12 protein-coding genes are annotated in these 12876 nt (G+C 40.0%); 3 read left to right on the forward strand and 9 right to left on the reverse strand.

Features of this window, described 5'->3' with window-relative positions:
- Nucleotides 1–135: 135 nt before the first annotated feature.
- The 3 genes from rplM (at nucleotide 136) to rpsB (ending at nucleotide 1950) form a co-directional block, all read left to right on the forward strand.
- Nucleotides 136–591, forward strand: a complete 456-nt coding sequence (rplM, locus tag KTV93_RS04765; protein ID WP_027376676.1) for a 50S ribosomal protein L13 — start codon at nucleotides 136–138, stop codon at nucleotides 589–591.
- A 5-nt stretch (nucleotides 592–596) separates the two neighbouring features.
- A complete protein-coding gene (gene rpsI / locus KTV93_RS04770) occupies nucleotides 597–983 on the forward strand; it encodes a 30S ribosomal protein S9 (protein ID WP_218250176.1) in 387 nt (128 codons plus the stop codon).
- 199 nt (nucleotides 984–1182) lie between these two features.
- On the forward strand, nucleotides 1183–1950 hold the full coding sequence (gene rpsB, locus KTV93_RS04775) for a 30S ribosomal protein S2 (protein WP_218250177.1): 768 nt from the start codon (nucleotides 1183–1185) through the stop codon (nucleotides 1948–1950).
- 110 nt (nucleotides 1951–2060) lie between these two features.
- Here rpsB and KTV93_RS04780 read toward each other — a convergent pair whose 3' ends face one another.
- The 9 genes from KTV93_RS04780 to KTV93_RS04820 form a co-directional block, all read right to left on the reverse strand.
- The gene (locus KTV93_RS04780; protein ID WP_218250178.1) at nucleotides 2061–2693 is read right to left on the reverse strand and encodes a DUF6759 domain-containing protein; all 633 of its coding nucleotides are present in this window, start codon (nucleotides 2691–2693) and stop codon (nucleotides 2061–2063) included.
- 16 nt (nucleotides 2694–2709) lie between these two features.
- Nucleotides 2710–3387 (reverse strand): tRNA (guanosine(46)-N7)-methyltransferase TrmB, encoded by a 678-nt coding sequence (gene trmB / locus KTV93_RS04785; protein WP_218250179.1) that lies wholly within the window; start codon nucleotides 3385–3387, stop codon nucleotides 2710–2712.
- A gap of 70 nt (nucleotides 3388–3457) precedes the next feature.
- Nucleotides 3458–4207 (reverse strand): DUF6759 domain-containing protein, encoded by a 750-nt coding sequence (locus KTV93_RS04790; protein WP_230259211.1) that lies wholly within the window; start codon nucleotides 4205–4207, stop codon nucleotides 3458–3460.
- 140 nt (nucleotides 4208–4347) lie between these two features.
- Nucleotides 4348–5139: a hypothetical protein gene (locus tag KTV93_RS04795; RefSeq protein WP_218250181.1), complete on the reverse strand. Its 792-nt coding sequence runs from the start codon at nucleotides 5137–5139 to the stop codon at nucleotides 4348–4350.
- A gap of 201 nt (nucleotides 5140–5340) precedes the next feature.
- Entirely contained in the window at nucleotides 5341–8274 is a 2934-nt protein-coding gene (locus tag KTV93_RS04800) for a reprolysin-like metallopeptidase (protein WP_218250182.1), read from the reverse strand.
- A gap of 252 nt (nucleotides 8275–8526) precedes the next feature.
- Nucleotides 8527–9186 carry a DUF6048 family protein gene (locus KTV93_RS04805; RefSeq protein ID WP_218250183.1) on the reverse strand — a complete coding sequence of 220 codons (660 nt, stop codon included), beginning with the start codon at nucleotides 9184–9186 and terminating at the stop codon, nucleotides 8527–8529.
- Nucleotides 9152–9631, reverse strand: a complete 480-nt coding sequence (locus KTV93_RS04810) for a DUF6452 family protein (protein WP_218250184.1) — start codon at nucleotides 9629–9631, stop codon at nucleotides 9152–9154. The genes KTV93_RS04805 and KTV93_RS04810 overlap by 35 nt, the downstream gene beginning before the upstream one ends.
- A gap of 13 nt (nucleotides 9632–9644) precedes the next feature.
- Nucleotides 9645–11054, reverse strand: a complete 1410-nt coding sequence (gene rlmD / locus KTV93_RS04815) for a 23S rRNA (uracil(1939)-C(5))-methyltransferase RlmD (protein WP_218250185.1) — start codon at nucleotides 11052–11054, stop codon at nucleotides 9645–9647.
- A 174-nt stretch (nucleotides 11055–11228) separates the two neighbouring features.
- Nucleotides 11229–12776, reverse strand: a complete 1548-nt coding sequence (locus tag KTV93_RS04820) for a TlpA family protein disulfide reductase (RefSeq protein ID WP_230259212.1) — start codon at nucleotides 12774–12776, stop codon at nucleotides 11229–11231.
- Nucleotides 12777–12876: the final 100 nt, after the last annotated feature.

Consider the following 12876-nt stretch of genomic DNA (forward strand, 5'->3'; position numbering starts at 1 on the left):
CGACGAAAGAAATAACCACATCATTTTCAAATTCTTAGGATAATCTTTCCCAAAACATTTTCAGTTCCGAAAAAAATCTCTACCTTTGCACACCCTATTTAGGGAAAATTATGTTTAATCGTTAAACGAAAAAGTGTGAATACATTAAGTTACAAAACAGTTTCAGCTAACAAAGCTACCGCTAATAAAGAATGGGTTGTGGTAGACGCTGAAGGACAACCGTTAGGAAGACTAGCTTCTAAGGTTGCAAAGATTTTGAGAGGAAAGCACAAAACGAATTTTACGCCTCACGCAGACTGCGGAGATAACGTAATCGTTTTGAATGCTGGGAAAGTAACCCTTTCCGGGAACAAGTGGGCTGACAAGACTTACATTTGGCATACTGGGTATCCAGGAGGTCAGAAGTCAATGACTGCTCTTGAACTTCAGAAAAAGGATTCTTTAAAAGTATTGGAAAAATCTGTAAAAGGTATGCTTCCAAAAAACAGATTAGGATCTCAGTTATTCAGCAACCTTTATTTATATGAAGGAACTGAACACAAACATGAAGCTCAACAGCCAAAAGTTATTAATATTAACGAATTCAAATAATTAATATGTCAATAGTTCATAAAATCGGAAGAAGAAAAACTTCTGTTGCAAGAGTTTATGTGAGACCAGGTTCTGGTGTTATCACTATTAACAAGAAAGATTCTAAGGAATATTTCGGAACTGATGTTTTGGTTTACAAAGTTAATCAGCCATTTTTATTGACAGAAACTGCAGGTCAGTATGACGTGACAGTGAATGTTTTCGGAGGTGGAATTACTGGTCAGGCAGAAGCTATCAGATTAGGAGTTTCCAGAGCATTATGTGAAATCAACGCTGAATTCAGATTATTGCTTAAACCACACGGATTGCTTACAAGAGACGCAAGAATGGTGGAAAGAAAGAAACCAGGTCAGAAGAAAGCAAGAAAGAGATTCCAGTTCTCAAAACGTTAAGATTGGCTTTTGGCGAATGGCTCTTTGCCGTTGGCTGCACCAATTATTTAAAATTTCATTAACCGCCGTAAGCTGATTGCCAAAAGCAAGAAGCCAAAAGCAAAAATGCCCCGTTTAGTTTAGCACCCAAACTTTTCTCCCATCTAAAGAAAAGTTGATTGCGAAAAAGCGGAACGTAAACTAAAAACAAAAAAGCGACATGGCAAAAGCAAATGTTAAAGACCTTTTAGAGGCAGGTGTACACTTCGGTCACATGACCAGAAAGTGGAATCCAAATATGGCTCCATACATTTTTATGGAGAAAAACGGTATTCACATTGTAGACTTACATAAAACAGCAGTAAAATTAGACGAGGCTTGTAACGCTTTGGAAAAAATTACTTCTGCAGGCAAAAAAGTTCTTTTCGTAGCTACAAAGAAACAAGCGAAAGAAGTAGTTGCTAAATATGCAGCTGAACTTAATATGCCTTATATTACTGAAAGATGGCCAGGTGGAATGTTAACTAACTTTGTTACCATCCGTAAAGCTGTTAAGAAAATGAACCACATTGATAAAATGAAGAAAGACGGAACTTTCGAAACTTTATCTAAAAAAGAAAGACTTCAGGTTGACCGTCAGCGTGCTAACCTTGAGAAAAACTTAGGTTCAATTTCTGACATGGTTCGTCTTCCTTCAGCAATTTTCGTTGTTGATATTATGAAAGAACACATCGCAGTAACCGAAGCTAAAAAATTGGGTATTCCTGTATTCGCTATCGTTGATACGAACTCAGATCCAAGAAAAGTAGATTTCGTTATTCCAGGAAATGATGATGCTTCTAAATCTATCGATATGATCCTTAGCGTAGTTTCAGGTTCTATCAAAGACGGATTGTCTCAAAGAAAAGCAGATAAAGAAAAATCTAAAGAAGAAGGAGAAAAAGTATCAGCTGAGGCTGATGCAGATTTCGACACTGCTGCAGAATAAGATTTTATCTTCAGATATTGAAAAAGGTTCAGAAAATTTCTGAACCTTTTTTTTGTTTAGAAAAAATACCCGGCAAAAGCTCGGGTACATTTTCCTTTTAATCATAAAGTTTAGTTTCCTCCAGCGTTTTGTGCATATTTTCCGGAAGGTAAATTGCTTCCTGTGCTGCTTAACGTAACAACTGTATTTTTGGCAATACTTTTTGAGGATGAATAATTTGCATTACAGGCATTGCCGCTCAGCTGATAATTCCCTTTCTTCAGCACGACAAAGTTTTCGCCGCCAGCACGGACAGGGAGATTGTATGATTCCTTTCCGTGTACCCTGATGATCATGTTACAGCCGGAATTATTCTGGATCAGCAGAATCGCTTCTTTGTTCGTCACATCATTATCAAAAAGCTGGTTCAGCAGTTTTACGGTTTTCTGCTCGTGCGCTCCGGGGTTTCCGGCGGTAAGCTTGCGGAATTCTTCATCTTCATTCTGAACGTCTGCAAACTTTGAATTTTGGGGAGTTACAGATTTCGCTGTCGCAAGTTGGACGGGAGTTTTTCCCTGATTGGACTTTTTAAGGGCTGCCAATTTAGTGTTGAGGGTGCCCCGCCGCGGATCATCGCGCTGGGCGGTCTTCAGAAACGCTTCAATTTCTTTTGCGTCTGTACTTTTCAGGATATTGCTGTTCTGTATTTGGGCAGCAAGAGACATGCAGCTGAACGCCGCAAGCATAAAAAATGTTTTCGTCATTAAAGAGAAACAGGAATTACTTGATTTTAAATTTAATGTAGGTAATCGTTTTGCCTTTCGCCGAAAATAAACCCTCGTAATAAGTTTTTATTTCCCTTAAAAGCGGAGTTCCCGGCTCGTATTCCGGCGCTCCGTAGATGTCATGATGGGCAGAAATAATCTCGTGGCCCTGCCCCTGCAGCAACCCAAGTGTATATCCGTGCAAAAATTCAGAATCTGTTTTCAGATGTACTGTGCCTTCTTTTTTAAGCATTTTTTTGTACCGATCCAGAAATTCCGGATTGGTCATGCGGTGCTTTGTTCTCTTGAATTTGATTTGAGGATCCGGAAAAGTAATCCATATTTCATCAACCTCATCCTGTGCGAAAAAACCTTCCAGAAGCTCAATCTGTGTTCTCAGGAATGCCACATTGGTCAGATTTTCTGCAATTGCTTCTTTGGCTCCAAACCAAAATCTGGCGCCTTTGATGTCTATTCCGATGAAGTTTTTTTCGGGAAATGCTTTTGCCAGTCCTACGGAATATTCTCCTTTTCCGCAACCAAGTTCCAAAACTATAGGATTGTCGTTTCTGAAGACTTCGCTTCGCCACTTTCCTTTCAAATGGTAGTTGTCTAGCGCCTCTTCTCTCGTTGGCTGAAATACATTCTTAAGTGTTCTGTTCTCGGCAAACCTTGCCAGTTTATTTTTACCCATTTTCTACATTCAAAAACGTGCAAAAATAAATAAAATTGTTCAGTACCCACTTTTTTTATGGGTTTAATATTTATTTTGTTCCAAGAGCTACCATCACCGCTTTCTGCACGGTTTTCTGTGATGCATACTGTGCACCGCAAAGAAGGCTGCTGAATAGATAATCACCTTTTGCCACCACAATGGTATTATCGCTTTCTGCGGGTATTGCGAGCCTGTATTTTGTATTGCCAACGCCCTCAATTCTCATGATAATATTGCACTTGGATTTGTTTTCGATCAGTACGATACTTTCTTTACTGTTGGGATCGTTATCAAAAAGGGAATTAAGGATTTTTACTGTATTATTCTTATGTTCGATCGGATTTACAGACATCAGCATCTCGAATTCTGCTTCTTCGGGATTTACATATCCGGAGGACGCGCCGCCTGCTGAAGTGGCCGGTGCAGAGGTTCCCGCACTGCCATATGATTTCGTTACATAAGTGCCCGGTTTTTTCTGCGATTCCTCGCGGTATTTTGCGATCTGCTTTTGTTTGATGATTTCATTCATCTCATCGAAACTTATTCTTGTGGAAGGTTTACGTTTCAGAATAGCAAGCTTCTCCTGAAAATCCTTCACTCTCTGATCTGCAGGATGTGCCGTCTTAATATAGTCGTTCAACAGTTTTACAAGTCGTGGTTTCAGTACAGAACGTTTCGGATCATCCGGGTGGGCGATACGCAGGTAAGAATCAATTTCGTAAATATTGTAGCTGCGAAGAATATTGCTGAAATCTTTGCCTTTGCGCTGGGCAGAGAGATTACAGAGTGACAACAACATTAAAAAACAAAATAAATTTTTAACAAAAGACATTCAGTGAAATTTATGAGTTAATATAAAGCAGGACACTAAATCCTAAATAACGAGCCGCCAAATATAAAACTTTTAATTTAACATAAAAAATTAAAAATCGCGAAAAATCACTTCGTAATCTCCATTAAGTGCGAATTCCGCAGTCTACGTTGGTAAATTGGCAGATATTTCTCAATGTAAACCGACACTGCTTCGTAATTATTGCTTTGTACGTAAGGTAAGATATTATCTGAGGTATACACGAACTGCAGGAAATTATCGATGTAATTTGCAGGAATTTTAAGACTGGTAAAATATTCGGTGCCGAAGTAATTCCTGATCCCGGTTACCGCACTGTTCATTTTCTCGTACTGTTGTGCACGTTCTTTCTTCTTTCTTTCGCCAGACAAGATATCGTATATACTTTCTATACTGAATGTAAGACCTCCGCCTGCAAGCCCTGCTACGGGGAGTTGTGGTGGCGTACCGTCGCCTTTCGGAGCCGGTAATCCGATCATTTTCTGAAGTGCCAGCGCCTTTTCTCCAGTTTTCAGGGAGCTTACATCTTTTCGTAAGTTTCCGGTAGGTTTAAATTTACTGATCACCACTTCCTCAATATCATAATAGGCGATCTTCAGTTCTACGAAATTGTTTAAATTCTGAAGGTTTTCTGCGCTGACCGTTACATCTTTTCTGTCGGTAACAATTGAGGTGAATCGAATGATGTCGCCAGGTTTCGCCGGGATCTTAAAAGCACCGAAATAATCTGTGTAAACCGTACTTTGGGAAGTAAGGTTGGTTACATAAACCTGATTCAGGTAATACACCGAATTATCTCTGATGATAATTTCTCCGGAAAAAAACTGTGCCTGCATTTTCGAGATAAGCAGTAAAGTGAGGAGCAGAAAAAATTTCTTCATATAGAGGGCAAAAATAAGTGATTTATCACAGATTCATACAGCAGTAAGATGCAGTTTTGCGGTTAAAGTTAGGTTAAACTGAGGGTTAAATTGTTAAATAATCCCAAAGTCATAACGCTTTAAAGGAATGTAAAAAGGATGAACTGGCTCAAAAAAAATCCCCGGTGGTATTCCGGGGATTCACAATATAGATAATGAAACTTATTTTTTGATAAACTTCACCTGGCTTACTTCACCACCGTTATCAACAGCAATCATGTAAACACCTTTCTCGAGCTGAGAAACCTGTACTTTATTGTTAGACACTTTACCTTTAGATACAGCCTGACCAGCCATATTGAAGATGGTATAGGTTGTCTTATCAGAAACTTTAGTGATATTCAGCAAATCAATTGCAGGGTTTGGATATACCTGAACAGCATTTGCTTTCACATTGTCATTCACACCTAAGGTTGGTGAAATCAATACTGCATAATCTTCAACCTCGCCATAAGTATAAGTACCACAAGGACTAAGTTGAGGCGTACTGAATCTGAGCGCCACTCTCATTCCAACTGTTTTATCACCAGAATAAGCATCTGCTGGAACCGAGAAGGTATCAGTAACCGGAGTCAATTTGTCCGCTGAAGAAGACATAATGATTTCATCGGCATCAAATGTTCCGCTTCTGTCGAAATCTAACCATACAGTAATTGCTTCGTTATAAATCGTACCTGTCCACGCTTTAGTTACAGAGATTGTATTATTACTTGTTCCCTTAGCCAAACGTACTAATCTAGCGGGATCTGTAGAATAGTTTGTGTACGTAGATGCACCAGAAGTACTGTTGACACCGGCAGCTCCTTCCGCAGTGATTGTAACATTAGAAATATACTCATCACTTGAGTTAGTAGAGGTAAGTGTACAATATGCAAGCATAAGCGTTGTAAAGTTGGATACTGCTGTATAAGTGCCGGTTGTACCTGTGCAAACAGAAGCTACCTGTACATTATATGCCGTACCCTCATCAAGACCTGTTATGGTATAACTGTTGGTACTTACCGGAACTTCTGTCCATGTTGCGTCTGCTGCTTTCTTGTATCTTACGATATAAGTTGCGCTTGCGATAGGATCCCATGCCACAAGAGCAGATACTGTTGTAACTGCAGTAACATTAAGCCCTGCAGGAGCAGTACCGTCACACGCAACAATTGCTGAAACAGTAACAGGCGCAATGGCATAGAATACGTTACCGATTGCAGAGATTCTAACTTTCAGCGCAGTATCGGTTGGAAAAGATGCAAAGCTGAAATCTTCAGTACCGTCATTTGGTGTAGAAGCTGCAAGTACGGTCCACGTAGCACCGTTATCCGATGTATAATCAATCTTAACATTAGCTACGTTGAAAGGCGCGGCGTTAGTTCCTACAACATCCCAGGTCAATGGTCCCGGAGCATTGTTATACACCTTGGTAGAAGTGATCTTGAAAGGTCCGTTTGCATGTACTGTAACTTTCTGTAGAGCAGACTGGGTTTGCTTCTGTGCTACATCTGCGTTATTATCACGTACGGTAACGCGGAAATTAGTCGCTCTGGCTACTGTAGAAACCGCTTCCCAATCCGCATTATTTTTAAGATTTCCAGCTAAAACTGTAGAAAGTTTAGGGAAATAACGTGTCGGATTGGTTGTAGGAGTCCATGATCTGAATGTAGGTCCGTTGGTCAGTGTTCCCAAGTTTGCAATGGTTGTACCCGAAGACGCATTGTCAACCTGTTCCCATGTATAAGTCATCGGGTCGTTTTCCGGATCAGTTGCCTGAGCAGTTAAGACGAACGCGGTACCTTTCGGGATGGTGAGATCTGCCATTGCGGTAATCACCGGTGGATTATTGTTCACCGAAGTCTCAATATCACACGTTTTGGAGATAAGATTATTTTGTACCTGAATGATGGAATTTACGTGGAAATAAGCATCCGAATGCTGCTGAACATTCTGGCTGGTAATACCTGCATATCCCATGATGGTAGAACCTGAGCCTGGCTCAACATTTTGTCCTGTACCTTCAAGACTCATTGAGAAGGTATGGTTTGCACCCAGTTGGTGACCAATTTCGTGGGCTACATAATCGATATCGAAGTTGTCTCCCATTGGGATTCCGTCAGCCGGAGAAGTAATTCCCGAGCCTTTACCGTTAGCAGTAGGCACACCCGAACCGTTCAATGGCGGGCTGATACATACACAGCCGATACAGCCTGCGTTACCGCCACCTCCGGAAGCGCCGAACATGTGACCGATATCGTAATTGGCTTCACCAGCTACCGCAGTAATCGCTTTCTGCGCCGCAAGGTTCCAGCTTGATAAACTAGTGGAATATGGATCTGTGGCAGGATCAGGGTAGATAAGTGCCGGGAAATCCTGAAGAATTAAGTGAAGACCAAAATCCATTTCGAAAACACCGTTACATCTTGTAAGTGTTGCGTTAATCGCTGTCATAGCACCTGCAACACCACCAAAATACTGGGTATATTCACCGTTTGTAGTCATCGCCAGACGCATGGTTCTGTATTTTTTATCAGAAGCCTTGCTGAAATCTGTAGGATTATTGGTAAAAGTCTTTCCGGACATGTAGAGTTTGTCCATTTGCGCCTTGGTTAAAGGTGTTTCACTTGTAGAACAAACAAATGCTTTATCTTCTTCTGTTTTATTGGTTTTCGGATGAACACCGTAAACAGATTTAGCTGTATTCTGAGGTTCAATAAATTCGTAATTACCGTTTCTTACAACCATCGACTGGAAATCGTTTGGCGCAACACTGAATCTTACGATCGCATTTGGATCATCAATACCTACCCCAACATATGAACCTAACTGGTATCTTTCTGCAATAGATTTCACCACTACAGGAGAGCTGTAGACTGCAAATCTTTCGATTTTTCCGTTAAGGGTTGGGAGTTTAATTTCTACGGGAACAGCGTTGCTGCCGGTTTCCTGCGCATTGGCAAGTTTCGATCTCATTGCATTAAGATCCAGGGAATAATAACTCTTGACGTTTGACGCCGTTCGAATTTTCTCACCCTGCATTGACGTGGGGCTCCATTGTGCAAAGGCAGCCGTTGTCATCAATCCGCAAAGTAAAGAAGTAAAAATTCTCTTCATAGATTAATTATTTTTTATTGAATTAATTCCAAAAGTAATTTTTTTTTTCAGACTGTCAAAATAATAATAGCATTAATTTATTTAATTCGCAAAACTTTTGTCAGCTATTCCATTGATTAATTGTATAATTCGTACAAAATTATATAAATTAATAAAACAAATCCAATCGTTATAAGATATTTAAGAAAACCGAGTTCAAAACCCGCATGAAAATTTACGAGTAAATTATTCATTACATAACAGTTGGCGCCCTTAAAAATGATAAGCGATATTCCATGCAAAGCCTACATTGAATTTTGCGGAACTTTTGCCGAAACCTGGAACAATCATCGGCTTGATATCCACCTGAGTACTGGAAAAAAGCAAATATCTCGGCTGCATATTCACATCAATATAAAAAGGAGATTCGAAAAGCTGAACCCGGCCCCCAATCGTGGCTTCAATCCAGTAAGAACTTTGAGAAGATGCTGGGAATGCTACCGAAGTCTCGCTTCCGCCGTAGCCCCGTACGGGAACAGCCCTGTATTCCTGATTATAAAATGAACCGGCAGCTTTTGCACCGGCATAAAAACCGTTCAGTTCATTTTCTTTGTCTTTTGCCAACATGTAAAAAGCGCCCAGTTTTAAAAAAGGACCATTTACGGAAGCGTCGTAACCGTTTTTCTGGTAAATATTCTTTTCAAAACCTGCTTCGGCAACAGCATGAATATTCTTTGAAATTTTGGAAGACACGAAACCCTGAAAAAGTTTTCTTTCTGCAAACACTCCGATTCCGGCATTCAACACATCAATTCCGACCATGAAATTGGGCTCATATTTCCATTTGGCTTTCAAACTGTCCTGCTCGTTCTGTGCAAACGACATTACAAAGACAAAACTAAAAAAGAAGGAAAAAATGAGTCTTGGATTCATCGGTAATTTGAGTTTGGTTTTGTTCAATATCAACAACAGGATTGGGAACTTCCAGAACAGCACTGGCATTTTCGTATACTTTTTTAATCCCACATGCGGGCGAAACATACTCTGATTTGGTCGTGTAATTAATTTTCACCTCAGATGTAACCGCAGCCCGGGATAATCCCACGTAGATCTTAGTGAATGGCGCATCATCAACCCTCAACGGAATAAATACCGAATCGGTTCTTGTTTTGGTGGCAATCACAGGAATCTGACCGTTGCCGTAATCTACGTTGACAAAAAGAGAATCCAGAGTTTTTGCTTTTCCGGTGGCTTTGGTTTTAAATTTCAGCTTCAGCCGTGGAGTGGCTTCACCACTTATGCAGATATCATCATCGCTTCCGCAGGAAAAGAGCGTAAATAAAAATACTGAAAGGAGAAATATTTTCAGAAATTTCATGATATAAATGTACTTAAATCTTTACCAATAGCGCAATATTTTCCACATGATGCGTCTGGGGGAACATATCTACAGGAAGAATTTTCACCAATCGGTAATGCTCTTTCATCAGCGCCATATCCCTGGCCTGTGTCGCCGAATTACAGCTAACGTAAACAATTTTTTCAGGGGAAAGCTTAAGAATTTGCTCTACCACTTTCTGGTGCATTCCGTCGCGAGGCGGATCAGTAATCAGGACATCAGCTTTCGGATGGTTGGCAAGAAAATCATCATTGAAAATGTCTTTCATATCGCCACAGTAGAAAGTACAGTTAGAAAGTCCGTTGAGTTTGGCGTGTTCTTTCGCTGCATTAATCGCTTCCTGAACCGATTCGATGCCGATGACCTGTTTTGCATTTCTGGCAACGTATTGTGCGATTGTTCCGGTTCCTGTATAAAGATCGTAAACCACCTCATCACCTTTCAGATCAGCAAATTCCAAAGTTTTTCTATAAAGTTCCAATGCCTGCTTATAATTCGTCTGGAAGAAAGATTTCGGTCCGATTTTAAAGTGCAGACCATCCATTTCCTCCATTAAAAATCCTTCCCCGAAATAGGTTACGACATGCTGATCGTAAATGGAATCGTTCTGCTTTGAATTGATGCAGTACACCAAAGTTTTAATCTGCGGAAATTCATTGAGTAAGAAATCGAATAATTTTTCGCGGTTTTCTTTATCATCACGGAAAAGCTGGAAGAGAACCATCCACTCCCCTTTTGAGTTTTGGCGCAACATTAAAGTCCGTAAAAAACCGGTCTGTTCTTTCACATCGAAAAACTCAAGTCCGTTTGCTACGGCATACTCTTTTACAGCAAGTCTTATGAAATTTGAAGGATCTTCCTGAAGCCAGCATTCCTTTAAATCGAGAATTTTGCTCCACATCCCCGGAATATGAAATCCTAAAGCGTCGCGGTTTCCGAAATTCTCTTCGGAAGAGATTTCATACTGAGTTAACCAACGTGCATTTGAAAAGGAAAACTCCATTTTATTGCGGTAGAAATACTCTTCGGTGCTTCCTAAAATCGGCTGCGTTTCGAAATCCTCAAATCCGCCGATTCTTTTGATGTGGTTGAAAACTTCGTCCTGTTTGAAATCGAGCTGTTTTTCGTAGGCTAGATTCTGCCATTTGCAGCCGCCACAAACCCCGAAGTGGATACATTTCGGCTCAACTCTGAAAGGTGATTTTTCAATAATTTCGGCAACCTCAGCTTCAAAATACTTTGATTTTGATTTTTTTACGCGGGCATTTACCACATCACCCGGAACAGCGCCCGTAACCAGAACGGTTTTACCTTCTTCGGTTCTGCCTACTGCAACGCCTTTTGCTCCTGCTGAAACCAGTTTTATATTTTCTAAAACAATGTTTTTACTTTTCCTTCTCATCTTCAATTATAATGAGCACAAAAATAAGGTTTTGAAAATAAAAAGAGGCGATAATTCGATTTAAGGTAAAGTCAATTATAATTTGACCGGCAAAACGCATGAAAGACTATATATATTTAAAAAAAAATCCCGCCAGAAAAACTGACGGGATAATATTAGATCTTTGTGCCTAAATTATTTTGTTGGAGCAGCTTCCGGTTGTGGAACCGCCTGCGGAGCCAGCAAATCATTCTGTAAAGTAACTTCCGGCTGAACAGTTGGTGCTTTCAACCCGGAAAGTTTGTCCAGTACCGTTACAATTTCAGGATCACCCAAATTATAGAAGAAACGGCTAGCAATTTTTCCGTCTTTATCCAAAACCACGAAAGAAGGAAGTTTGAAACCGTAAATTCCAAGATCTTTTGCAATCTGCGAAGTAAGCCCGCCTTCACCGTAAACATTGTTTCCGGGAATTCCTTTTAACATTGCGTTGCTGGTTTTAATAAACTGTTCTTTGGTATCATCTAAATTCACAAAAGTGAAATCCATTTTAGATTTATAGAAATTTACCACTTCTTTCAGCACAGGAACTGTACCTTCGGAAATGTAAGGATTCCATGATGCGTAAAACATTACTAAAGTCGGTTTTCCTTTTGCATCTGCTAATTTGAAAGCACTACCATCCTGCTTAATTAATTTCGCTGCAGGCGCTGCTTCGCCGGCTTTTGGACCCGCAATAACGAACTGAATTCGCTGCATATCTTTTTTGATCCCCGCATCCTTAATTTTCTCATTAATGATCTTGTTGATTTTGTTGGTGTTTTCGGTAGTCATTCCCGGGGCAATATCGCCGCTTGAAAGTACGAAAGCCAACAGATAATCTTTGGTCAGCTGAGAAAGGTCCTTTTTAGTATCAAGAAATTCAGCAAATAATTCAGAAGAAAGCGCTGTACCTGTTGTATTTTTATTGGTAGCAAAAGTCTGGAATTCCGGGCTGAGTTTTCCCAAAAGATAATTTCTGTAGATCGGCTGGGTTTTCAAAAGTCTGTCGCTGTCGGTATCCAACTTCGCTACAGCATCTGTAAAGTTTTTTGAAGCTTTGTAGGCAGGATTTTGTGTAGCCTGCGGATGGTTTGCCTCATATTGGCTCATCAATCCAAGAATACTTGCATTAAGCTCGTCTTTCTTAAACTCTACAACTTCGTTATCGGCAGAAGTTTTCTTAGCTGCTGCATCGATACTTTTACCGATATCGGTACGGATTTTTTCAGCTTCTTTAAGGAAATCGGCTTCTTTTTTCATTACCAGTTCACCAACATTGATCTTGCCGGCATAACCCTGAATAAATTTCGTTACCTCTAAAAGGAAATCGTTGTTGTTCTTTGCATCACCTGTAATGGTAAACTGATTCGGGAACATTGCAGCCTGGCCGGAGATATTGAGTTCCTGGCCACCTTTAAGATAAATCATTGCTGTTTTACCGGCGTAAGACATGATATACATTCCGTTTTTAGGTGCTTCGAAACTTCCGGAGAAGCTCCCTTTGCTGTCTACTCCTAAGTTAACCAATGGAAGCGTTGCAACGCCAGAAGCTTCTACAAACTCGATTCTTTCGAGGGGTGAACCACCGGCAAAGTTACCTTTTACCTCTACTTTTTTTGAACACGACATCGCTACGAAAGCGAACATCAATAAGAAAAAATATTTACTCATGTTTTTTTGATTGTATATAAATTTTTGCATTTTTAATTTCTCGGGCGATCTTATTTAAATTTCGAGCAAAAATAAGTTATATAAAGAGTTATAGAAAATTAAAATCAGATAATTGTGAAAATTTAACAAA

Origin of the sequence: Kaistella faecalis (genome assembly GCF_019195395.1) — a bacterium.
GTDB classification, from domain to species: Bacteria; Bacteroidota; Bacteroidia; order Flavobacteriales; family Weeksellaceae; genus Kaistella; species Kaistella faecalis.